The organism is Pseudomonas sp. S36 (assembly GCF_016647875.1).
Lineage (GTDB): Bacteria > Pseudomonadota > Gammaproteobacteria > Pseudomonadales > Pseudomonadaceae > Aquipseudomonas > Aquipseudomonas parafulva.
Map to the genome: position 1 here is coordinate 1 of NZ_JACVVG010000028.1, position 23,310 is coordinate 23,310.

The window sequence follows — 23,310 nt, forward strand, 5'->3', positions numbered from 1 at the left end:
AAACAAAACAACCCCCCCCCCCCCCCCCCGCCCTTCGTCCGGGGGGGCCGGGGGGCGCGTTCAACAACCAGAAACTACTGCGTGATCAGTGCACGTCCTTCCAGTATTCACGCTTGAGCAAATAGGCGAATACGAAGAAGAAAGCCAGGTACAGCAACACGTAGGTACCGATGCGCTGGCTTTCCAGTTTGACCGGGTTGGCCGAATAGGCCAAGAAGGTCACCAGGTTCTTGACCTTCTCGTCGAACTGCTCGGTCGTCAGGGTACCGGAATTCGGCGTGATGGTCAGCTGGTCGCAGGCCTCATGGGTCAAAGGGCTGCCGGTCAATGGATCAAATTGTTTCTTCCCATCCACCACCGTCTGCACCTGCTTGCAACCGATGACCTGATTGCCCTGCAGGCCAACCAGCACGTTGGGCATGCCAACGTTGGGGAACACCTTGTTGTTCACCCCGTAAGGGCGCGACGGATCCTCGTAGAAGGCCCGCAGGTAGCTGTACAGCCAGTCGGTACCACGCACCCGCGCCACCAGGGTCAGGTCGGGTGGTGCCGCACCGAACCAGGTCTTGGCATCAGCGGGCTTCATGCCGATCTGCATGTGGTCACCAATCTTGGCACCGGTGAACACCAGGTTGTCGAGCATCACATCGTGCGGGATGCCCAGGTCGTCGGCCACCCGCTCATAACGCTGGAACTTGGCACTGTGGCAACCCATGCAATAGTTGGCGAAGGTGCGTGCACCGTCCTGCATGGCGGCCTTGTCAGCCAGGTCGATATCGACCTTGTCCAGCTCTACCCCGTGTTCAGCGGCGAATCCAATGGCAGGCATCACGGCCAGCAAAAATACTGCAATCAACTTTTTCATCAGCCAGTCACCCTTTCCGGAACCGGTTTGGTCTTCTCGAGCCTTGTGTAGAACGGCATCAGCAGGAAGTAGGCGAAGTACAACACCGTGCACACCTGCGACAACAAGGTACGCCCCGGGGTCGGTGCCAGTACGCCCAGGACACCCAGGATCACGAAGGCAACACAGAACACCAGCAGGAAGAGCTTGCTGATCCAGCCTTTGTAGCGCATGGAGCGCACCGGGCTGCGGTCGAGCCAGGGCAGTACGAACAACACGGCGATGGCGGCACCCATGGCGATGACACCCATCAGCTTGTCAGGCACCGCGCGCAGAATGGCGTAGAACGGTGTGAAGTACCAGACTGGGGCAATGTGTTCGGGCGTCTTGAAGGCGTTGGCTTGCTCGAAGTTGGGTTTTTCCAGGAAGTAACCGCCCATTTCCGGGAAGAAGAACACCACGGAGCAGAATACGAACAAGAACACCACCACGCCTACGATGTCTTTCACGGTGTAGTAAGGGTGGAACGGAATGCCATCCAGCGGAATACCGTTTTCATCCTTGTGCTTCTTGATGTCGACGCCATCGGGGTTGTTCGAGCCCACCTCGTGCAGCGCCAGGATATGCAGCACCACCAGGCCCAGGATGACGATGGGCAATGCAACCACATGCAGGGCGAAGAAGCGGTTCAGGGTGATGCCGGAGATCAGGTAGTCACCACGAATCCACTGGGTGAGGTCATCGCCGATCACCGGAATGGCGCCAAACAGCGAGATGATCACCTGTGCGCCCCAGTACGACATCTGGCCCCAGGGCAGCAGGTAGCCCATGAAGGCCTCCGCCATCAGCGCCAGGTAGATCAGCATGCCGAACAGCCAGACCAGCTCTCTGGGCTTCTGGTAAGAGCCGTAGAGCAGGCCGCGGAACATGTGCAGGTACACCACGATGAAGAACGCCGACGCCCCGGTGGAGTGCAGGTAACGCAGAATCCAGCCGTATTCCACATCGCGCATGATGTACTCGACCGAGGCAAACGCCTCCTCGGCCGACGGTGTAAAGCTCATGGTCAGCCACACACCGGTCACGATCTGGTTGACCAGCACCAGCAGCGCCAGGGAACCGAAGAAGTACAGGAAGTTGAAGTTCTTGGGCGCGTAGTACTTGCTGAGGTGTTCTTCCCACATCTTGGTGGCGGGGAAGCGTGCGTCGACCCAGTCCATGAATTTGCTCATCATGCATTCTCCTGGTCGACGCCAATGACGACGATTTCATCCGACTCATAGGAGTGCGGCGGCACTGGCAGGTTAAGAGGGGCAGGCTGTGACTTGTAAACACGCCCGGCGAGGTCGTAGTGGGAACCGTGGCAGGGGCAGAAGTAGCCACCGACCCACTTGGGGCCCAGATCGGCGGGTGCAACTTCGGGACGGAAGGTGGGGGAGCAGCCCAGGTGCGTACACAGCCCTACCAGGATGAGAATTTCAGGCTTGATGGAGCGCACTTGCGGGTCGACGTAGGTCGGCTGCACCGAGGCTTTGGAATCCGGGTCGGACAACTCGCCGGTAATTTTTTTCAGATTGCCGAGGATCTCGTCCGTTCGCCGCACGATGAATACTGGCTGGCCTCGCCATTCGGCGACCATTTGCTGCCCTGGCTCAACCTTGGCGATATTTACCTTTACCGGTGCACCTGCGGCTTTCGCCTTGGCGCTGGGGAACCATGACCCCACGAACGGTACCGCAGCCCCCACTGCTCCCGCTGCCCCGACCACGGATGTCGCGGCTACGAGGAAGCGGCGCCGGCCTGCGTTGACGCCGTCATTGCTCATTCAGTCCTCTCCCATCAGCTTGCTTGGCCTGTTGAACCAGGCTCGTACTTAGGTTGTGTCAGTGCGCTAAAAATTGGCCGCCATGGTAAGAAACAAATCCACACACTGACAAGGTGATTACCCCGGTGCAGGGGGACAACCCACGCTTTGCTTGATCTGCGTCTATGCGACAAGCGGTCACCGACATGCTGACAGGTTAGTTCAGGCGAAAAAAAAAGCCCGGTTCCAAGGAACCGGGCTTTCTTCGACTGCCGAAGCGATATTAACGCTTGGAGTACTGAGGACGCTTACGCGCTTTACGCAGACCCACTTTCTTACGCTCGACTTCACGAGCGTCGCGGGTGACGTAGCCAGCACGACGCAGAGCGCCACGCAGGGTTTCGTCGTATTCCATCAGGGCGCGGGTGATACCGTGACGGATCGCACCGGCCTGACCGCTGACACCACCACCGGAAACGGTGACGTAAATGTCGAACTTCTCGACGCTTTCGGTCAGCTCGAGTGGCTGACGAACAACCATGCGAGCGGTTTCACGACCGAAGAACACGTCCAGAGAACGGTTGTTGATGGAGATGTTACCAGTACCCGGACGCAGGAATACGCGAGCGGTTGCGGTCTTGCGACGGCCAGTGCCGTAATTTTGAGTCGCCGACATAATGAACTATCCCGTTAGATCTTCAGTTCTTGAGGCTGCTGAGCAGTGTGTGGGTGAGCTGCACCCGCGTACACTTTCAGCTTACGGTACATGTCGCGACCCAGCGGGTTCTTAGGCAGCATGCCTTTGACCGCGGTTTCGATAACACGCTCAGGGGCCTTGGCGATCAACTTCTCGAAGTTGATTTCCTTGATGCCGCCCGGGAAACCGGAGTGGGAGTAGTACATTTTGTCGGAAGACTTGGCACCCGTTACACGAATCTGCTCGGCGTTGATGACGACGATGTAGTCGCCGGTGTCAACGTGAGGAGTGTATTCTGGCTTGTGTTTGCCACGCAGACGGCTAGCGATTTCGGTAGCCAGACGACCCAGGGTCTGGCCAGCGGCGTCGACTACGAACCACTCGCGCTTTACTGTTTCCGGTTTAGCAGTAAAAGTTTTCATTCTCTAAAGCCTCAGAGGCCGCCCAGCGAAAAATAGACGGCGAATCTTACTGGATAGTGCACGGCTTGCCAAGGGCAAGCGCGCAGCCGAACGCTGACGCTTTTGGGGGCTCGGGTCAGGCACGCCAATGTTCGACGGGGTTCTTCCTGCGTGGTGGTGCATCACTTCCGCCACACGGAGAGGCGCTGAATTATCCAGATTGCGCGAAAAATTTCAACCTGCTTTGATGAACAAACTTTCTGAAGGAGTATGCAACCGATGGAATACCGCCAGCTCGGCCGTACCGACCTCAACGTCAGCGCCCTGTGCCTGGGCACCATGACCTGGGGCGAACAGAACGATCAGGCCGAGGCCTTTGCCCAGATTGGCCGCGCCAAGGCCGCCGGCATCAACTTCATCGACACCGCCGAAATGTACCCGGTGCCGCCGCGCCCCGAAACCTACGCGGCCACCGAGCGCGTCATCGGCAACTGGTTTGCCAGCCAGGGTGACCGTGACGACTGGGTGCTGGCCAGCAAGGTGGCGGGCCCCGGCAATGGCATCAGCCACATCCGCGATGGCCAGCTCAGGCATAACCGCCAGCACATCGTCGCGGCCCTGGACGAGAGCCTCAAGCGCCTGCAAACAGACCGCATCGACCTGTACCAGTTGCACTGGCCCGAGCGCAGCACCAACTTCTTCGGCAAGCTGGGCTACCAGCACCTGCCCCAGGACCACTTCACGCCGCTGGAAGAAACCCTCGAGGTGCTGGACGAGCAGGTGCGCGCGGGCAAGATCCGCCACATCGGCCTGTCCAACGAAACGCCGTGGGGCACCATGAAGTTCCTGCAGTTGGCCGAGAGCCGGGGCTGGCCACGCGCGGTTTCGATCCAGAACCCCTACAACCTGCTCAACCGCAGCTTCGAGGTGGGGCTGGCTGAGGTCGCGATCCGTGAACAGTGCGGCCTGCTGGCCTACTCGCCCCTGGCCTTCGGCATGCTGTCAGGCAAGTACGAGCACGGTGCCCGGCCGCAAAATGCGCGCCTGACCCTGTTCAGCCGCTTCGCCCGCTACTCCAACCCGCAGACCACCCATGCCTGCAGCCGTTACGTGCAACTGGCCCGCGAGCACGGCCTGGACCCGGCGCAGATGGCCCTGGCCTTCGTCACCCGCCAACCCTTCGTGACCAGCAACATCATCGGTGCCACCAGCCTGGAGCAGCTGGACAGCAACCTGGCCAGCCTGTCACTGACCCTGAGCGACGAACTCTTGGCCGCAATCGAGGCCATCCACCAGGACCAACCCAACCCGGCACCTTGAGCCACAGCCGCCTAGCAAGCAGCAAGCGGCGTACAGCTTGCTGCTTGCCGCTGGCAGCTTGCAGTTGCCCCCCCTTGCCGCTGGCCGAAAAAAATAAGACGATCCAGCCAGTGATTGACCACTCCCCCCTATAAGAACAATGACAATGATGTTTACCCAACCCCCCGCGTCGCTGAGGCGCGTCAGCATCCTGGCCATTGACAAGGTATTCGCTTCCACCTTGATGCAGGCCAAGGACTTCTTCCACCTCGCCAGCCTGCGTTACAGCAAGCAGCTGGGCCTGGGCTTGCAGCCCATGTTCGAGATTCACCTGGTCAGCCCTGACGGCCTGCCCGTGGAAAGTTTCAGCAATGTGCAATTGCCCGTGGACGGTGGGTTGGAAGATGCGGATGTGATCATCCTGCCGGCCTTCTGGGACGATTTCGACAACCTGCTGCAACGCTACCCCCAGGTATTGCCGTGGCTACGGGCACAACATGCCCGCGGCGCGGTGCTGTGCGCAGAGGCAAGCGGGGTGTTCTGGCTGGCCGAGTCCGGCCTGCTGGATGGCAAGGAGGCCACCACCTACTGGCGATTCTTCGCCAGCTTCGCCGAACGCTTTCCGAAGATCCGCCTGAACCAGGACAAGCACCTGACCGATGCCGACAACCTGTATTGTGCCGGCGGCGCTACATCGGCGTGCGACCTGTACATCTACCTGATCGAGCGTTTCTGCGGGGCCAACGTAGCACGTGCGGTATCCCGCGACATCCTTTACGAGGTGCAGCGCAACTACTCGCCGGGGCGCATGGGCTTCGGCGGCCAGAAGCTGCACCAGGACCTGATCATCCTGCAGATCCAGCACTGGCTCGAAGAGCATTTCGCAGACAAGTTCCGCTTCGAGGACGTGGCCCGCAACCACGGCATGAGCATCCGCAATTTCATGCGCCGCTTCCAGGGCGCCACAGGCGACAAGCCGCTGCATTACCTGCAACGCCTGCGGATCGAGACAGCCAAGGGGTTGTTGTCCAGCACCCGCAAGAGCATCAAGACCATCAGTTACGAGGTCGGCTACGACGATGCCAGTTTCTTCGCGCGGCTGTTCCGCCAGCACACCGAACTGTCACCCAACCAGTATCGCCAGCAATTCATGCAGGAGGCCTAGGGGCCGCCTGCAGCGGCAAGCTGCAAGCTAAAGCCAGTGCGGTGTACGCGCTGCTGTGGCTTTTTCTTGCAGCTTGCAGCTTGCAGCTTGCCGCTGCCCGCTAGGGCCTGTGGGGGCGGGACAGGAACTCGTGGGACTGCATTTCCAGCAGCCGGCTGAGCGTGCGCTGGAACTCGAAGCTCAGGCGCCCGCCCGTGTACAGGTCTTTGAGCTCCACCTCGGCTGAGATGATCAGCTTGACGTTGCGGTCGTAGAACTCGTCCACCATGTTGATGAAGCGGCGGGCGATGTCGTCGGTGGCGACGCCCATCTGCTCCACATTGCTCAGCAACACGGCATGGAAGATCTTGCCCAGTTCGATGTAGTCGTTCTGGCTGCGCGGCCCGTCGCACAGGGCGCGGAAGTCGAACCAGGCCACGTCGTCGCAGGTGCGCAGCGCGTGGATCGGGCGGTTTTCGATCATCAGTACATCGTTTTCCACCGCCTGGGTGCACTCAGGCGTCAGCGCCTTGAAGCTGGCGCGCATGCTCTGCTGAGCGGCTTCATCGAGCGGGTGGTGGAACAGCTCAGCCTGCTCCAGGTGGCGCAGGCGGTAGTCGACCCCGCTGTCGACGTTCACCACGTCGGTGTACTGCTTGATCATGGCAATGGCCGGCAGGAAGCGCGCACGTTGCAGGCCATCCTTGTAGAGGCCGTCCGGCACGATGTTGGACGTGGCCACCAGCGATACACCGTTCTTGAACAGTTCTTCCATCAAGGTGCCGAGGATCATGGCATCGGTGATATCCGACACGAAGAATTCGTCGAAGCAGATGACCTTGGCCTCTTCGCTGAAGCGCTTGGCAATAATGGTCAGCGGGTTCTTCTCGCCCTTGAGGGTTTTCATTTCCTCGTGCACCCGCTTCATGAAGCGGTGGAAGTGCGTGCGCATCTTCTGCTTGAACGGCAGCGCCTCGTAGAAGGTATCGACCAGGTAGGTCTTGCCTCGCCCTACCCCACCCCAGAAGTACAGGCCCTTGACCGGGGTCTGCTCCTTTTTGCCAAACAGTTTGCCGAACATGCCCGGCTTGTTGTTCTGTGCATGCACCAGGTCGTCGTACAGGCGCTGCAGGTGACGCACCGCATTTTCCTGCGCCGCGTCATGGAAGAAGTCGGGACGTTTCAGATCTGCTTGATAGCGTTCTAAGGGAGTCATGATTCGTTAGCGAGGCAACAAAAAACGGGCCGTCACTGTAGCGACCGGCCCGCTTAATGGCAATCAGACTTGCGGCGAAATGCCTCAGCCCGAGCGCATTTCCTACATTCAGCCTTGTTGCGGCTGCAGGGCTGCACGCAGGCTTTCGATGGCCGCATCACGGGCCTCGACGCTGCTGCACTGCGGCCCGTCGGCAACGTGCTCGCCGTTCAACCACAGGCCAAAGCCCAGGCCCTCGGCGCGTACATCGGCCTCGCCACCCTGCTGCAGCTGTTTGCTTACAGCCCCGGCGCTCTTGCCGTCGGCAAAACTGCGCGACAGCAGCAGTTGCTCACCATCGGCGGCCAACAGGCGGAAGCGGAAGCTGCCGTCTTCGTCACGGAAGCTGACGAAGCGGGCACTTTTGGCGGCCTTTTTCTTCACGTCGGCGGTAGCCTGTACGCTGCTGCGGAACGAGCGCAGTCCTACCGCTTCGCGCAGTTGCTCAAGGAACGGGGTGGCGATTTTGCGCGCCTTGGCAGCACCCGCCAACAGGATGTCTTCCAGGTCGGCCGGGCGGGCGATCAACTGGTGGTAGTACTCGCGCTTTTCGGCCAACTGGCCGTCCAGCAATTGGAACAGGCGCTGTTTTGCTTCACCCCAGCCCAGGCCTTGCTCCAGCTCCGCGCGGAACTCGGCGCATTGTGCTGGCGTGGAGAACGCCTGGAACAGGGTGAACAGGTGCGCGTTGTCCGGGTCTTTCGCCTCGCCAGGGGCGCGCGAGTCGGTGACGATGCGCGAGATCGCATCCTTCATGTCCTTGGCGCTGGTGAACAGCGGGATAGTGTTGTCGTAGCTCTTGGACATCTTGCGCCCATCCAGGCCCGGCAGGGTCGCAACACTTTCCTCGATCACGGCCTCTGGCAGGGCGAAGAAGTCCTGACCCTGGCCGAACAGGTGGTTGAAGCGCTGGCCGATGTCGCGGGCCATTTCCACGTGCTGGATCTGGTCACGGCCCACCGGCACCTTGTTGGCGTTGAACATCAGGATGTCTGCCGCCATCAGTACCGGGTAGCTGAACAGGCCCATGGAAACGCCGGCATCCGGGTCTTCGCCGTTTTCCACGTTCTTGTCCACCGAGGCCTTGTAGGCATGTGCGCGGTTGAGCAAGCCCTTGGCGGCAACGCAGGTCAGCAGCCAGGTCAGCTCGGGGATCTCCGGGATGTCGGACTGGCGGTAGAAGGTCACCGTGTTCGGGTCCAGGCCACCGGCCAGCCAGGTGGCGGCGATTTCAAGGCGCGAGCGCTGAATGCGCAGCGGGTCGTCGCACTTGATCAGCGCGTGGTAGTCGGCCAGGAAATAGAACGAGTCGGCGCCGGGCTGCTGGCTGGCACGAATCGCCGGGCGGATGGCACCGGCATAGTTGCCCAGGTGCGGAGTGCCGGTGGTGGTGATACCGGTAAGGATGCGCGTGGTCATGGGTGTTCGCTTATTCAGGCTTGGCTCAGTTCGAAAGGCGTGGCAGCAGCAGATCCTTCAGATCGGTCAGCTTGCCATGGAAGAAGTGTCCGCATTCTGCCACTTTCAGCAGCTCATGGGGGCGCGACAGGTTGTGGGACCAATCGTAAACCAGCTGCGGGGCCACCACCTCATCCGCGTCGGGCTGCACCACCGTGATCGGGCACTGCTTCGGCAGCGGGAACGCTGCGGTCAGGCGCATCACCGCCGGGGCAATCATGAACAGGTGCTGCAACGTCACGCCGTCGGCTTCCAGGCGGCCGGCCAGGCTGGTGGCCACGAAGCCGCCGAACGAGAAGCCCATCAACACCACTGGCAGCGCAGGGTGCGTGGCCCGCAGCCAGGCGGCCGCGGCTTGTGCATCGGCCACCTCGCCAGCGCCCATGTCATGGGTGCCGGCGCTTTGCCCGACACCGCGGTAGTTGAAACGCAGGGTCACATAGCCGGCATCGCGGGCGGTGCGTTGCAGCGTCGAGACCACCTTGTTGAGCATGGTGCCGCCCTGGACCGGGTTGGGATGGCAGATCAGCACCGCGCCACGGGCATCGGCAACGTCCAGGTACAGGGCTTCGAGCGGGCCACTGGGGCCGTCGATGAACAAGGCGGTTTCGCGGACAAGCAAGGCACTACTCCGTGACCTTGGGAGAGGTCGATTCGTCTAGGTGAGGAATTCTGTTCTGATTTGCGATCGCTCGCGGTATACAGCGCAGGTCTGAGCCGTTAACGTAAAGCAAAGCCGTTTATAGAGGAAGGACTCGTGGAACTCTCGCTCCTTGTTTGGTTGTTGCCGACCCTGGCCCTGGTCATTGGCGTGGTCGTAGGTTTCGTCGTGGCCCGCCTGTTGCCCAATGCCGCCCCCAGCAGCACACAGCGCCAGCTGGATGACATCCAGCAGCGTTTCGACAGCTACCAGAACCAGGTAGTTACCCATTTCAACAGCACAGCGGTGCTGGTGAAGAAGCTGAACCAGAGCTACCAGGATGTGCAGGATCACCTGGCCGACGGTGCCAACCACCTGGCCCTGGACGAGCTGACCCGCCAACGCCTGCTGGCCGCACTGCATTCGGAAGGCGCCCACGGGCACCGTGACCGCCTGACCCCACCGAAGGACACGGCCGAAGTGCCCCGCGACTACGCGCCCAAGACGCCGAACTCGCCAGGCATGCTGGACGAGAGCTACGGGCTCAAGCATTAAACCGCTGAACGCAATGAAGGCCTCGCAAGAGGCCTTTTTTGTGGCTGGCGCGCGCGGCTACCCCAGCCTAGGCACATGCGCGCAGGGCCTGCTGCACATCCGCCAACAAGTCCTCCACGTCCTCCAGCCCTACCGACAAACGCACCAGCCCTTCGGAAATGCCGTGATGCGCCCGCTCCTGGGGCGTGTAGCTGGAGTGGGTCATGCTCGCCGGGTGCTGGGCCAACGACTCGGCATCCCCCAGGCTCACGGCCCGTGCAAACAGCTGCAAGGCATTCATGAACCGCCGCCCGGCGTCGATACCGCCCTTGAGCTCGAAAGCGATCATGCCACCGGGCAAGCGCATCTGGCGGTTGGCCAACGCATACTGGGCAAACGTTGGCAGCCCCGGGTAATAGATCAGTTCGACCTGCGGCTGGGCCGCGAGGTACTGCGCCACCTGCCCGGCATTGGCGCAGTGGCGGTCCATGCGCAGCGCCAGGGTCTTGATACCGCGCATCAGCAGCGCCGCGTCATGGGGCGACAGCACCGCCCCGGTCATGTCCTTGAGCCCTTCCAGGCGGATGCGGTCGATCAAGGCCTGGCGCCCCACCACCAGCCCCGCAGTAATGTCACCGTGACCGCTCAGGTACTTGGTGGCCGAATGCACCACCAGGTCGGCACCGAGTTCCAGCGGGCGTTGCAGGTAAGGGGTACAGTAGGTGTTGTCGACCACCACCCGCACATCCCGCCCGCGTACGGCCTCGGCAACCGCCGCGATGTCTACCAGTTGCATGGTCGGGTTGGCTGGCGTCTCGAAGTAGATCATGCGCGTGCGGTCGTTGAGCGCCGCCTTCAATGCCGCCGCATCGTTCAGGTCCACGTGGTGAACCTTTACCCCGAACTCGCCGATGCCATGGTGCAGAAAGGCGAACGTGCAGCCATACAGCGTGCGCCCGACAATCAACTCGTCGCCCGGGCGCAGCAGCGTCCACATCGTCGAGGTGATGGCACCCATGCCCGAAGCCAGCGCCAGCCCCGCTTCGCCGCCCTCCAAGGAGGCCATGCGCTGCTCCAGCAGGGCCAGGGTAGGGTTGGAAATACGGCTGTAGAAATGCCCGGCCTGGTCCCCGGCAAAGCACGCAGCACCGTACTCAACCGTAGGGAAGGCATAGGTGGCAGTTTGGTAGACAGGCGGCACCAAGGCACCGCCCTGGGTCAAGGGGTCGTACCCGTAATGGATCGCCCGCGTAGAAAAACCGGTGTTGTTGTCGGAGCCGCGCATGGCAACTGCCTCTTGTAGGTTGTTCTAAGCTTATGCCAGCGCAACCCAAGAATTTTTCCAAAATCGCCAGCCTAACTACGCTGCCTTGGAACAAAAACAATAAACCTGAATACCTGAGGGCAAAACATGCCTGCACCCCTGGACCGCATCGACCGCGCCCTGCTCGCCGCCTTGCAGAACAATGCCCGCCTGACGGTCGCCGAACTCGCCGACCTCGTATCGCTGACTACCTCGCCCTGCTGGCGCAGGGTCAAGCTGCTGGAGGAGAACGGCTACATCACCGGCTACCAGGCCATGCTTTCACCCAAGTCGCTAGGGTTCGGGGTAACCGCCTTCGTCAGCATCATGATGGATTCCCACACCAAGCCCATGGCGCTGGCGTTCGAGCAGCGGCTGATGGAGATACCCGAGATTGTCGCCTGCCATAACATTTCCGGGCGGTACGATTTTTTGCTGGAAATCGTGGCCAGCGACCTGGAGTCCTTCGGCGAATTTGCCCGTGAGGTGCTGCAGCGCCTGCCGGGGGTGAAGGAGATCTATTCGAGTTTTTCCTACAAGGCGGTGAAGGAGCGGCGCGTGGTTCCGGTATGGGAGAACCGTCGCTAGAAGCGCCCTTCCACCGCGAGGGAAGTGTCTTACCGATTGATCACCCGGCAGCCGATATCTGCGAAAGTTGCCTTACGAAAAGCTGGCCATGTAGCGATCAGGAGCTGACTACATGGCCGAAAACAACCCCGTCGTACTTGAACCCACTTACGTATACCCCCCGCTGTACTTGACCGAGGCGCTTTGGATCAGCGACACCGCCCCCGACCGGATGCCACTGGCCCCGATCAGCGGAGGCGGTGGATTTGGTTTCGGTGGCTGGGGCTTGGATGCAGGGCGCCCACGTGGCACCAGCCCACCTCGAGTCATAGACACCCACGAAATAGCCCCCAGCCGCGTGCTCGATATCGAGCGCAAGGGCATCGAGCAAGACCATGACGCCAGGTATGCCGCGTCCATTCAGCAATTGCCCGCACAAATAGCACAGCAGAGATCGAGCATAACCGAGGCCGCAAGAGCCTCTGCAACCACCGCGCTCGGCCAGTTGAAGGAGGAACAAAGACGGCTTACGGAACTGATACGCGAAACGCGCAGGGGCTATTTGCAGGACTTGCCGGATGCTGTGAGCTTCTACGGGGCGCCATCTTTCTACAAGCGCACAGACTCGATGATGACCCGGATCTATGACCCCGGCGTATTTACAGAAAGGGGGGAGGCGTTCGCCAACGAGCTGTACTCAAGGTTGAACAGGTCTGCCGATGGCTCTTACAGGTTGCATCTGAAAGCAAGCGCGCTGGCAGCGCATGCGGCGGATCTTGCACCACTGGCTGCCGCGCTGGACCGTATCGAGCTTGAAGAGCCCGGCGTCAACCTGCCTGAAATCGTGACCAGAAGGCTTGGCCAGATCCACGTGGAAAGAGCCATCCAATTCGACGGCCTGCCGAGTTTTCTTCAACACGAAATAGTCAATGCCGTCGGACTGGAAGGGCAGCATCAGCTGACCGACAACCTCGCCGCGCATCTCGCCGCCACGCACGCGCTGATCGCCGCCAAACGCCTGGCCATCCCTGCCTTTTCTTCCTCCAACCCCAACATCACAGGCCCGTTGTCCAAGCCGCAAACGGAAGCCTTGCAGCACCTTGTAGACGAACAACGCAACCGTCGGGCCGGCCCTTTGTGGAAGGACTACCACCTGGCAGTGTCGCTCACCGAATCCATACGTTTTCTGGAGCGTTATGCAAGCGCCACGCAAAACCTGCTTGAACGTACACAAGCCGCCGAGCAGCTGTTGGCAAAACATACAATCGAACAAAGCGCTCTGCTTCAGGCACAGGCCGCTGCGGAGCAAGCCGCTCAGCAGCAGGCCGAAGCGCAAGCATCCAGGCGAAAAGCTCAGGCAGATCTCAGGGCAAAAGAGCAAGCCTTCATACACAAATGGGTACCTGGGGAGATTCAGGCAGCCGAACGCCCCAGGGAAGAGCGACTGGCAAAAAAGGCCCAACGAAAAGCGCTAGCGGAACGCAAAGCCAGAGAAGCAGCCGAAAAAGCCGAAGCGCTCCGCTTGCGCAGGGAGCAGGCTCAGCAGGCCAGAGAGGCCGCAAGGGCCGCCAGCGCAGCCCGGCGGCTTGAAGCTGAACGTAAGGGTAAAGAAGCTCTCGCCGAGCGACAGGCAAAAAAAGCTGCGCGAAAACTGGCAGCTGAACGCCGTGCAGACGAAGCCAAGCAGCAGGCTGAGGCACTGCGCAAGCAGCAGCATGAAGAACGCTTGCGCCGAACATATGCTTACCCCGGCCGTGATGCTGCTTCGTTGCCATTGGTACTGCCGATCGGGCCAGCCTCGTTCGGCAACCTGTCAACCGCCTATGCAGGCCTGCAAGCCGCAATACGCACAGCGATAGCCAGCGTTCTGGCCACCGGCACTACGGCGCTCGTCGCGACCATGTCTCTGGCATGGCCATCCACGCTGGGCAACAGCGAACGGCAATACCTGATCGGCATCCCGCTGAGAGACCTGGCGCCGCCAGAGGGTCCAGACCTCGAGGCCCTTGCCTTGTCGGCACCGCAGCTGGACCTTCCATACCTGCTATCGGGCAGCGAAGAGGGTACCGACCTCAGGTTGCACATAACAGCTGGTGGCGGTTCGGTCCCTGTCCGCGCCGCCAGATGGGATAGCGCACGCGGCGTCTACAGTGTGGCGCTGGAGAACCCGCAGCGCACTTTGACCTGGACGCCGGCTGGTCCACCCGGGGCTGGGTTGGGCGGCCCCACCGGTTTCCCACAGGTACCAGAAGGGGTCATTGTTTACACAGGGTCCAGCCTGAACCCCGTTACCCCCGAAGCGGAAAGTTACCCCGCCCTAGACCTGCTGGATCAGGAACGGCTGATTGTCACGTTCCCCGCGGATTCGGGTCTGCCGCCGCTGTTGGTGGTGCTGAAAAGTCCGAGGTACGAGCCGGGTACATCTGTGGGAACAGGCGCCGTCCCCTCCGAAACTTGGCGCCAGGATGCAAGACGCCCGGAAGGTGCTCCAATCCCGGCTCAGATCGCGGATAAACTAAGAGGTAGGGAATTCAAGAATTTCGACGCGTTTAGAAGACGCTTTTGGAAGGAGGTAGCTAATGACCCAGATTTGTCCAAACATTTCAACCTTCAAGAACTTCGTCGCATGAAAAAGCACGGCTATTCACCCTGGGTGGAAAAGCAAGATGAATACAAAAGCAAACGATCTTATGAGTTGCACCATGTGATTCCAATCAGTGAAAAAGGAGGCGTGTATGACATGAACAATATAGTAGTCTTGACACCTCGCTCACATAATATTACTCACTATGGGAAGAAGCCATGATCTTGAAAGAGAATTATCAAGACTATACGGAAGAAGAATTTAACGACTTATTGATGGAGATCCACCGCGCAATTGAAGATGAGCCAGACCGAGTACTCATTCCACTGATGGAACATTTTGAGCGCATCACCGAGCATCCCAGTGGCAGCGACCTATTCTTCAGACCTGTTAGCAGCAATGTCGGAGAACCTAGCGAAGTACTGGAGATTGTCAAAGCCTGGCGATTAGCCAATGGAAAGGAAGGCTTCAAAACTCCTTGAGGTCATGAGGCCCTGGTTGTCCAGGGCCTACCAAACGTGATCTCGAACCCCAGTAAAAAATCCTACACCCGCATCGGAGTTCCCCCACGCTCAATCAGCCTCGGAAAGCATTCCCTCCCTGCGCCATTTTCTGAATACTGCTCGCGCACTCTCGACAACAGTTAAAAAAAAGCAATTGCGTTCCCAGCGAGTTCAGCATGAATACACTTCTACCAGAACAGATCAAGGCCAAACTCCGTGGCCAACAGTTCGAAACATTTGGCGATTTCAAGTCTGCCTTGTGGAGTACCTATGCCAATGACGCGACCTGCTCCAAACAGTTCGGGGCTTACCAGTTAAATCGCATGAAAAAAGGTTGGCCGCCCCGTGCGCCGTTTCATCAAACCCTTGAAGGCTCAAGGTCCTACGAACTTTGCAACCACGGCCCTGAAACGCAATGCCATGACCACGATGCAAGGTGTTGCGGCCGCGCCGCGCCAGTGGAGCAACTCCCGCCCAAACGCCTGGTCGACTACACCGCAGCCGAATTCCTGACGTTGATCCAAACGATAACGTCCGCTGCTGGAACGTCAGCGTACCAAGACGCGCTGCTCGAACATTTCATCGAGGTTGTGGACCACCCCGACGGCTCAGACCTCATCTATCCCCACGATCCCGACGATGAGCAAACCCCTGAGCAGGTGTTGGCAACCCTTGTGGCCTGGCGCACTTTCAACCAACTCCCACTGTTCAGCGATTTGCAGTAACCCGTCTGAGTCAAGCAAACAAGGTGGCGCCCCTCCCAGCCTTCGCCACCTGACTTACTGCGCCGACTCCTTGCTCCCTCGGTTCAGTAACGTGCACGGCGCCACACCAAATGCCTTGCGAAACGCGTGGCTGTAATGGGAAAAATCGCTGAAGCCATAATCCAGCGCCGCCTGGGAAATGCTCTTGACTCGGCCGCGCTCCAACGCAGTGCGGCTGGCATCCAGGCGCTCTTTCCAGATGGCCGCCGCCGGGGTTTTCTGGTGGCGGGCGAAGGCCCGGGTAACGGTGCGCGTCGACACATGATGCGCCTGGGCCAGGCGCTCCAGGTTGAGGTCGGGGTCGGCCAGGTGCTGGCGGATGTAGTGCATGACCCGGCCATGCAGGTCGAGTTCGTGCTGGGTGACGGTCAGGTCCTGCCACTCAAGGCTCAATACCAGCAGATCGAGCAAGGTGTCGGCGTAGCGCTCGCTGAGCACGTCGCTGCCAACCGTACCGTGGCTGGCTGCCTGCTGAATCATTGCCCGCAATGGCAAGACGCCTGGTCGCCGCTGATCCAGCAGCATGCCGGTGCGTTGCTCGATGGCCGGTACACGGGTAGCCAGCCACGCCCGGGGGATACGCAGCAGGTGGTTTTCGGTACCACCCAGGCTGAAACGGAAACACTGGTCTGCGTCGTAAAGAAACACGTCCTCGGCAGAAAACGCAGCCTGTCGCCCACCTTGCTCGAATTGCCCGAAGCCTTTTGGGGTGAATGCCAGCCACAGGTCGTCATTCGGATCGCTGCGCACGTGACCCGGTTTGCGCGCCCAGTGATGCAGGGGTGAGGACAGGGTATAGAGCTCGAGCGCACCGATGCCCTTCACCGCCAGCATGCCTTCGAAATCGCTCTGCGACGCGGGTTGGCTGTCGGCCTTGAGGCAATGCTGGCAGACCACATCCTTCCAGTAATCGAAACGACGTGGCGCTTCCACTGCGACGGTCGAGTAGTGGCTGGGCACAGGCATGGCACTTACCTCACAAGGCGGACTGCGTCATGAATCGGGAGAGTCGCGGGCAACTCGCCAACCGATTTTTCAGCAAGTTCCACGCCAGCCCGGTAACCGCCGCCCCACGCTGCCGGGGCAGCAGCATGCCCCAGTAAGTGCCCCCCAATGGCGCACGTGGCGCGCCCCCGGCACCACCCTCGAACACGCCTGCCGCCTTGGCGTGAACCTGTCCTTTCCAGCCAATCGGTTGTCACGCCGAACAAAGCGGGTGGGCCTTGCGCTGCATAACGTTTAGGCAACACCGGCCATTTCCCCGGTGCCCTCCAAGGCCATTGCGTGCGGCCTGATGAACATCAAGAAGAAAGGAGCAGCCTATGGAATCCGCGATCGACAAGCACCTCAAGTGCCCAAGAAGCCTGTCCCGCCGTGTGCCCGACGACTACCAACCGCCCTTCCCCATGTGGGTGGCCCGCGCCGGCGAGCACATGCAGCAGGTGGTGATGGCTTACCTGGGCGTGCAGTACCAGGGCCAGCAACACCAGCCCGCCGCGCTGCAGGCCATGGGCCAGATCGTGGCGAGCTTCAGCCTGGCCGATGGCCCGCTGAACCATGACCTGACCCACCACACCGACAACAGTGGCTACGACAACCTGATGGTGGTCGGCTACTGGAAAGACCCGGCCGCCTATGGCCGCTGGCTGAACTCACCGGAAGTGGCCCAGTGGTGGGCCGCCGAAGCGCGGCTGCAGGATGGGCTGGGGTATTTCCGCGAGATCATCGCCCCACGGGCGGAACAGTTCGAAACGCTGTATGCCTTCCAGGACCGGTTGCCGGGTGTGGGCGCGGTAATGGACAGCACCAGCGGCGAGATCGAGGAACATGGCTACTGGGGCTCCATGCGCGACCGTTTCCCGGTGTCGCAGACCGACTGGATGCTGCCCGACGGCGAATTGCGCATCGTCAGTGGTGACCCTGCCAAAGGCGGCCGGGTGGTGGTGCGCGGCCATGACAACATCGCGTTAATCCGCTCCGGGCAGGACTGGGTGGAGGCCGAGGCCGAGGAACGCTCGCTGTACCTTGACGAGATCCTTCCCACCCTGCAGGCAGGCATGGATTTCTTGCGTGACCAGGGGGCGCCACTGGGCTGCTACAGCAACCGCTTCGTACGCAATATCGACCTGCAGGGCAACCTGCTCGACTCAAGCTACAACATCGGCCACTGGCGGTCGGTGGAAAAGCTCGAGCGCTGGGCGGAATCGCACCCCACCCACCTGCGCATCTTCGTCACCTTCTTCCGCGTGGCAAGCGGCCTGGAAAAACTGCGCTTGTACCATGAGGTGTCCGTGAGCGATGGCCGCCAGCAGCTGTTCGAGTACATCAACTGCCACCCGCATACCGGCATGATGCGCGATGCGCTACCTGCCGCTACCGGCTGCCCGCACCAGGCGCACGCATCATGAGGGCGCCCGGCATGAACAAGTTGCGCCTGCTTACCTTGGGCGCGCTGCTGCCAGCCGCCGCAGCCCAGGCCGTGGAAGTGGCACCCGGGGACTACGAACAGTACCCGGTGGGCGCCACCATCGGTGCGCTGTACTACCAGCACTCCACCACCAACGCGGCCTACGCCCAGGGCCACAAGATAAGCTCGGACTTCAAGCTCAGGTCGGACGTGGGCATTCTGCGCTTGCTGCACGTCATCGCCTTGAGTGACACGGTGACCGTCGACCCACAATTCCTGCTGCCCTTCGGCCATGTGTCCAGCAGCGGCGATGCGTCGCCCCTGGGCAATGCCGACGGTATCGGCGACTTGATCCTGGCTGCGCCGTTCAAGCTACGGCTCAACGAAGCCCGGGACACCCTCAGCCTGACCCCGTACCTGTTCGTGCCGACGGGCAACTACGACCGCGATGACCCACTGAACATCGGCGAAAACCGGTGGAAGTTCGAACTGCAGGGCGCCTACATCAAGCACTTCGACGCCCACTGGGCAGTGGACCTGGTCGGTGGCGCCACCTGGTATGGCGACAACGACGATTACGGGCCAGCTGGCCAGAAACTGGAGCAGGACGTGTCCTACGCTGCACAGATCATGGCCCGCTACATGCCGGACACGGCCACCACCTTTGCCGTTGGCGTCGGCCGCACCTGGGGCGGCGAAACCGAGGTCGAGCGTGTGGACCAGGACAACCGCCTGGGCACCACCAACCTGCGCCTGACCGCCACGCGCTTCGTCACTGCGCAGGACCAGCTGCAACTGCAACTGGGGCGCGACCTGTCGGTGGACAACGGGCCCAAGGAGAACCTGCGCATCAACCTGCGCTATGCACACATCTTCTGAGGCAGCGTACCCCGCATTCATCACCCAATACCTGAAAGGAATGCCCCATGGCCATCGTCCGCCCCACCGCAACACAGGTACAAGACCTCGCCCAACGTCTGCACATGCAACTGAGCCCCGAACAGGCCACGGAGTACCTGGCACTGATGCAAGGCAGCTTCGATGCCTATGACCTGATCGACGAGTTGCCCGACTACACCCCGGTCACAGCTGGCAAGCCGCGCACCAGCCATCGCCCGACCGGCGCCGAAAACCCGCTGAATGCCTGGTATCAGCGCACCGAAATCAATGGTGCCAGCGATGGCAAGCTGGCCGGGCGCAGTGTGGCCCTGAAGGACAACATCGCCCTGGCCGGTGTGCCGATGATGAACGGCGCCGCCCCCCTGGAAGGGTTCGTGCCGGGGTTCGACGCCACCGTGGTGACGCGCCTGCTGGAGGCCGGGGCCACCATCGTCGGCAAGGCGACCTGCGAGCACTACTGCATCTCCGGCGGCAGCCACACGTCCGACCCTGCCCCGGTACACAACCCGCACCGTCACGGTTATGCGTCCGGGGGCTCGTCCTCGGGCAGTGCGGCGCTGGTCGCCGCTGGCCAGGTGGACATGGCCATTGGCGGTGACCAGGGGGGTTCCATTCGCATTCCGTCGGCCTTCTGCGGTACCTACGGCATGAAGCCCACCCACGGCCTGGTGCCCTACACCGGCATCATGGCCATCGAGGCGACCATCGACCACGCTGGCCCCATCACCGCCAATGTGCGCGACAACGCGCTGATGCTGGAGGTGCTGGCCGGTGCCGACGGCCTGGACCCGCGCCAGGCCGCGCCGCAGGTGGACCACTACACCCAGTATCTGGACCGCGGCGTCAGTGGCCTGCGCATCGGCGTCCTCCAGGAAGGTTTCGAGCTGGACAACCTGGACCCACGGGTACGCGACACCGTGCACGCCGCCATCGAACGCCTGAGCGCACTGGGCGCGGTGGTGGAACCGGTATCCGTCGCCGAACATCGGCTGGCCGGCGCGCTGTGGCACCCCATCGGTTGCGAGGGCCTGACCCACCAGCTGATGCACGCCAACGGCGCCGGGTTCAACTGGAAGGGCTTGTACGACGTGGCGTTGCTGGACAGACAGGCCGGCTGGCGCAACCAGGCTGATGTGCTGTCGCCCTCACTGAAGCTGTGCATGCTGGTGGGCCAGTACGGCCTGGAGCGGTACCACGGGCGCTACTACGCCAAGGCCCAGAACATTGCCCGCCTGGCCCGCGCAGGGTATGACCAGGCGCTGCAGCGCTACGACCTGCTGGTGCTGCCAACCGTGCCGATCATCGCCCAACCCCACCCGCCGGCAGGCTGTTCGATCAGCGAATACGTAGCCCGGGCGCTGGAGATGATCGGCAACACCAGCGCCCAGGACATCACCGGCCACCCGGCCATGTCCATCCCGTGCGGGAACGTGGACGGCCTGCCGGTGGGCCTGATGCTGGTGGGCAAGCACTACGCCGAGGGCCTGCTGTACCAGGCCGCCAGCGCCTTCGAAGCCAGCGTCGACTGGCGAACCCTTTGACCGCAATGCCTGATCAGGAGCCCACCATCATGAGCACATCAGTGCCAACCACCGACACCTCGACACCGGGCCAGCGTGCCCGGGCGCTGCTGAAAGTGATGCAGGACAAGGGCATGGTGCCCGACGGCTACATCGAACAGCTCACCGACCTGATGGAGAACCAGTGGGACCCGGCCAATGGCGCGCGGGTGGTCGCCCGTGCCTGGGTCGATGAAGATTACCGCCGCCTGTTGCTGGAAGACGGCACCGCCGCCTGCGCCGAGTACGGCTACACCGGCCCCCAGGGCGAGTACATCGTGGCCCTGGAAGACACCCCCACGGTCAAGAACGTGATCGTCTGCAGCCTCTGCTCGTGCACCAACTGGCCGGTGCTCGGCCTGCCACCTGAGTGGTACAAGAGCTTCGAATTCCGCGCCCGCCTGGTGCGCGAAGGCCGCACGGTATTGCGCGAACTCGGCACCGAGCTGCCGCCCGACATGCAGGTCTGTGTGTGGGACACCAGTGCCGAGAGCCGCTACCTGGTACTGCCCCAGCGCCCGGCCGGCAGCGAGCACCTGGATGAAGAGGCGCTGCGCCGCCTGGTCACCAAGGATGTGCTGATCGGCGTCGCCCTGCCCGTGGTGCGCTAGGCGCACCTTTTTCCCATTCCACACAGGTAAAGCGCAATGGACGGATTTCACGATCTCGGCGGTTTTCAGGGCTTCGGCAAGGTCGCCCACCGCATCGACACCCTCAGCTACAAACCGGTCTTCAAGGAAGACTGGGAGCACTTGGCGTACAGCCTGATGTTCGTGGCCAGTGACCACCTGGGCCTGTTCAGCATCGACGAGGCCCGCCATGCCGTGGAGCGCCTGGATGTGCGCCAGCATGTGGGCACCACCTATTACGAACGCTATGTCATCGCCACCGCCTCGCTGCTGGTGGAGGCGCAGGCCATCACCCAGGAGGCGCTGGACGAAGCCCTGGGCTCACCGTTCAAATTGGCCAACCCGCCCCACAGCAAGGGGCGGGTGGCCATCACCGACCGCCCGCCGTTCGAGGTGGGCCAGCGGGTACGGGTACGTGACGAGCGCTTCGCCGGCCACGTGCGTTGCCCCGCCTACGTGCGGGGCAAGGAAGGTGTGGTGCTGCACCGCACCCGCGAACGCTGGCCGTTCCCCGACAGCATCGGCCACGGTGACCGCTCGGCGGCGCTGCAACCCACCTACCACGTGCAGTTCGAGGTGCGGGACCTGTGGGGCGAGGCGGCAGACGACGGGCGTGTGGTGGTCGACCTGTTCGAGAGCTACCTGGACCCGGTGCAGCCGGCATGAGCCGTGCAGCCGACAACCCCCTTCGGCTGCCCGTGACCGTGCTGTCGGGTTTTCTCGGCGCAGGCAAGACCACCCTGCTCAACCATATCCTGCATAACCGCGAGGGGTTGCGGGTGGCGGTCATCGTCAACGACATGAGCGAGGTGAACATAGACGCTGAGAACGTTGGGCGTAACGTCACCCTGGAGCGTGGCAGCGACCGGCTGGTGGAGATGACCAACGGCTGTATCTGCTGCACCCTGCGCGCCGACCTGCTGGAGCAGGTAAGCGCGCTGGCCAGGGCCGACTGCTATGACTACCTGCTGATCGAATCCACGGGGATCTCCGAGCCCATGCCGGTGGCCGAAACCTTCGCCTTTCTCGACCGCGACGGGTTCAGCCTGAGTGAGTTGGCCCGCCTGGACACGCTGGCCACGGTGGTCGACGCCAGCAGCTTCGAAGGTTTGCTCGGTGCCGCGGCGCCGGCCGGGGGTGAGCCCGGGCAGCGGCCGCTGGGCGACCTGCTGGTAGAGCAGGTGGAGTATGCCGACGTCATTCTGGTGAACAAACTCGACCTGCTGGAACCCCAGCGCTACCCGGCGCTGGAGGCCATGCTGCGCCAGTTGAACCCGCGTGCGCGCATCGTGCCGATGGTGCGCGGCGAAACGGACCTGGCCAACGTCCTGGGTACGCACCTGTTCGACCTGCCGAGCCTGGCGCAGTCGCCGGGCTGGATGCAGCAGATGGACCGTGAGGCACAGCCGGAACCGGAATCGGAAACCTACGGCATCACGTCATGGGTGTACCGTGAGCGCGCGCCCTTCCATCCGCAACGGCTGCGGGCGTTGTTCGAACAGCCGTGGGCACACGGGCACCTGCTGCGCTGCAAGGGCTATTTCTGGTCGGCCAGCCGGTTTTTCGAAATCGGCATGCTCGCGTTGAGCGGTGGGCGGTTCGAGTGGGAATACAGCGGGCGCTGGTGGCGCTTTGTCGAGCAGGCACAGTGGCCGCTGGAAGCCTATCGGCGCCAGGCGATCATGAGTAAATGGGATGAGAACGTGGGCGATTGCCGGCAGGAAATCGTGTTCATCGGCCAGGGGCTGGACGTTGATGCGCTGAGGGTGGCGCTGGATGGATGCTTGCTGAGCGAGGAGGAGATATTGGCGGGGCCGGAGAGCTGGGTACAGCTGGAAGATCGCGAGCTGCGCTTTCGCGCAGAGCATTGATTTCGCAAGCAAGCCCGCTCCCCTGTGGGAGCGGGTTTACCCGCGAAGCAGACAGCGCGGTGCAGGGCACCGGCTTCGCCGGTGTTCGCGGCTGAAGCCGCTCCCACAGGTCCCTGCTGGCTCAACGATTACTTGCAGTTCTGCCAG

General features: G+C 61.8%; 23 protein-coding genes. 13 read left to right on the plus strand and 10 right to left on the minus strand.

Features of this window, described 5'->3' with window-relative positions; all coding sequences use genetic code 11:
- Window positions 1-85 precede the first annotated feature (85 nt).
- The 5 genes from IAE36_RS15990 to rplM form a co-directional block, all read right to left on the minus strand.
- On the minus strand, window positions 86-865 hold the full coding sequence (locus tag IAE36_RS15990) for a cytochrome c1 (RefSeq protein WP_201165301.1): 780 nt from the start codon (window positions 863-865) through the stop codon (window positions 86-88).
- Window positions 865-2,076 (minus strand): cytochrome b, encoded by a 1,212-nt coding sequence (locus IAE36_RS15995; protein ID WP_028635198.1) that lies wholly within the window; start codon window positions 2,074-2,076, stop codon window positions 865-867. Before IAE36_RS15995 ends, IAE36_RS15990 begins: the two co-directional genes overlap by 1 nt.
- Window positions 2,076-2,669: a ubiquinol-cytochrome c reductase iron-sulfur subunit gene (gene petA / locus IAE36_RS16000; protein ID WP_028635199.1), complete on the minus strand. Its 594-nt coding sequence runs from the start codon at window positions 2,667-2,669 to the stop codon at window positions 2,076-2,078. The genes IAE36_RS15995 and petA overlap by 1 nt, the downstream gene beginning before the upstream one ends.
- A 262-nt stretch (window positions 2,670-2,931) precedes the next feature.
- On the minus strand, window positions 2,932-3,324 hold the full coding sequence (gene rpsI, locus IAE36_RS16005) for a 30S ribosomal protein S9 (RefSeq protein WP_003251821.1): 393 nt from the start codon (window positions 3,322-3,324) through the stop codon (window positions 2,932-2,934).
- Window positions 3,325-3,338: 14 nt separating this feature from the next.
- Window positions 3,339-3,767, minus strand: coding sequence for a 50S ribosomal protein L13 (gene rplM, locus IAE36_RS16010; protein ID WP_008097538.1), 429 nt, complete (start codon window positions 3,765-3,767; stop codon window positions 3,339-3,341).
- Between the two features lie 258 nt (window positions 3,768-4,025).
- Between rplM and IAE36_RS16015 the strand changes: the two genes are divergently transcribed.
- A complete protein-coding gene (locus tag IAE36_RS16015) occupies window positions 4,026-5,066 on the plus strand; it encodes an NADP(H)-dependent aldo-keto reductase (protein WP_201213404.1) in 1,041 nt (346 codons plus the stop codon).
- A gap of 223 nt (window positions 5,067-5,289) precedes the next feature.
- Window positions 5,290-6,210: a GlxA family transcriptional regulator gene (locus IAE36_RS16020; protein ID WP_174435890.1), complete on the plus strand. Its 921-nt coding sequence runs from the start codon at window positions 5,290-5,292 to the stop codon at window positions 6,208-6,210.
- Window positions 6,211-6,310: 100 nt separating this feature from the next.
- On the opposite strand, the gene zapE is transcribed toward IAE36_RS16020, so the two are convergent.
- The 3 genes from zapE to IAE36_RS16035 form a co-directional block, all read right to left on the minus strand.
- Complete coding sequence (gene zapE / locus IAE36_RS16025) at window positions 6,311-7,405, minus strand: cell division protein ZapE (RefSeq protein WP_201213406.1); 1,095 nt, start codon at window positions 7,403-7,405, stop codon at window positions 6,311-6,313.
- A gap of 108 nt (window positions 7,406-7,513) precedes the next feature.
- A complete protein-coding gene (locus IAE36_RS16030; RefSeq protein ID WP_201213408.1) occupies window positions 7,514-8,863 on the minus strand; it encodes a tryptophan--tRNA ligase in 1,350 nt (449 codons plus the stop codon).
- Between the two features lie 25 nt (window positions 8,864-8,888).
- The gene (locus IAE36_RS16035) at window positions 8,889-9,524 is read right to left on the minus strand and encodes an alpha/beta hydrolase (protein ID WP_201213410.1); all 636 of its coding nucleotides are present in this window, start codon (window positions 9,522-9,524) and stop codon (window positions 8,889-8,891) included.
- Window positions 9,525-9,659: 135 nt separating this feature from the next.
- Between IAE36_RS16035 and IAE36_RS16040 the strand changes: the two genes are divergently transcribed.
- A complete protein-coding gene (locus IAE36_RS16040) occupies window positions 9,660-10,097 on the plus strand; it encodes a YhcB family protein (RefSeq protein ID WP_028635205.1) in 438 nt (145 codons plus the stop codon).
- 67 nt (window positions 10,098-10,164) lie between these two features.
- Here IAE36_RS16040 and IAE36_RS16045 read toward each other — a convergent pair whose 3' ends face one another.
- Complete coding sequence (locus IAE36_RS16045) at window positions 10,165-11,361, minus strand: methionine gamma-lyase (protein WP_201213412.1); 1,197 nt, start codon at window positions 11,359-11,361, stop codon at window positions 10,165-10,167.
- 126 nt (window positions 11,362-11,487) lie between these two features.
- Between IAE36_RS16045 and IAE36_RS16050 the strand changes: the two genes are divergently transcribed.
- The 4 genes from IAE36_RS16050 (at window position 11,488) to IAE36_RS16065 (ending at window position 15,758) form a co-directional block, all read left to right on the plus strand.
- Window positions 11,488-11,967 carry an Lrp/AsnC family transcriptional regulator gene (locus tag IAE36_RS16050; protein ID WP_201165307.1) on the plus strand — a complete coding sequence of 160 codons (480 nt, stop codon included), beginning with the start codon at window positions 11,488-11,490 and terminating at the stop codon, window positions 11,965-11,967.
- Between the two features lie 112 nt (window positions 11,968-12,079).
- Window positions 12,080-14,752 (plus strand): S-type pyocin domain-containing protein, encoded by a 2,673-nt coding sequence (locus tag IAE36_RS16055; RefSeq protein WP_236408973.1) that lies wholly within the window; start codon window positions 12,080-12,082, stop codon window positions 14,750-14,752.
- Window positions 14,749-15,012 carry a bacteriocin immunity protein gene (locus IAE36_RS16060; RefSeq protein ID WP_201213414.1) on the plus strand — a complete coding sequence of 88 codons (264 nt, stop codon included), beginning with the start codon at window positions 14,749-14,751 and terminating at the stop codon, window positions 15,010-15,012. The genes IAE36_RS16055 and IAE36_RS16060 overlap by 4 nt, the downstream gene beginning before the upstream one ends.
- A 197-nt stretch (window positions 15,013-15,209) precedes the next feature.
- On the plus strand, window positions 15,210-15,758 hold the full coding sequence (locus tag IAE36_RS16065; RefSeq protein WP_236408974.1) for a bacteriocin immunity protein: 549 nt from the start codon (window positions 15,210-15,212) through the stop codon (window positions 15,756-15,758).
- Between the two features lie 54 nt (window positions 15,759-15,812).
- Here IAE36_RS16065 and IAE36_RS16070 read toward each other — a convergent pair whose 3' ends face one another.
- Window positions 15,813-16,763 (minus strand): helix-turn-helix domain-containing protein, encoded by a 951-nt coding sequence (locus IAE36_RS16070; RefSeq protein WP_201213416.1) that lies wholly within the window; start codon window positions 16,761-16,763, stop codon window positions 15,813-15,815.
- 356 nt (window positions 16,764-17,119) lie between these two features.
- Here IAE36_RS16070 and oxdA point away from each other — a divergent pair, with 356 nt between their 5' ends.
- Genes oxdA through IAE36_RS16100 form a run of 6 tightly spaced genes read left to right on the plus strand, consistent with a single transcriptional unit; the run spans window position 17,120 to window position 23,163 of the window.
- On the plus strand, window positions 17,120-18,205 hold the full coding sequence (gene oxdA / locus IAE36_RS16075) for an aliphatic aldoxime dehydratase (protein ID WP_028635209.1): 1,086 nt from the start codon (window positions 17,120-17,122) through the stop codon (window positions 18,203-18,205).
- 11 nt (window positions 18,206-18,216) lie between these two features.
- Window positions 18,217-19,083: a transporter gene (locus IAE36_RS16080; protein ID WP_060483253.1), complete on the plus strand. Its 867-nt coding sequence runs from the start codon at window positions 18,217-18,219 to the stop codon at window positions 19,081-19,083.
- Window positions 19,084-19,130: 47 nt separating this feature from the next.
- Window positions 19,131-20,645: an amidase gene (locus IAE36_RS16085; protein ID WP_201213417.1), complete on the plus strand. Its 1,515-nt coding sequence runs from the start codon at window positions 19,131-19,133 to the stop codon at window positions 20,643-20,645.
- 29 nt (window positions 20,646-20,674) lie between these two features.
- Window positions 20,675-21,274 carry a nitrile hydratase subunit alpha gene (gene nthA / locus IAE36_RS16090; RefSeq protein WP_028635212.1) on the plus strand — a complete coding sequence of 200 codons (600 nt, stop codon included), beginning with the start codon at window positions 20,675-20,677 and terminating at the stop codon, window positions 21,272-21,274.
- 36 nt (window positions 21,275-21,310) lie between these two features.
- Window positions 21,311-21,958, plus strand: a complete 648-nt coding sequence (nthB, locus tag IAE36_RS16095; protein ID WP_201165316.1) for a nitrile hydratase subunit beta — start codon at window positions 21,311-21,313, stop codon at window positions 21,956-21,958.
- Window positions 21,955-23,163 (plus strand): GTP-binding protein, encoded by a 1,209-nt coding sequence (locus tag IAE36_RS16100; RefSeq protein WP_201213418.1) that lies wholly within the window; start codon window positions 21,955-21,957, stop codon window positions 23,161-23,163. The genes nthB and IAE36_RS16100 overlap by 4 nt, the downstream gene beginning before the upstream one ends.
- Window positions 23,164-23,310 lie beyond the last annotated feature (147 nt).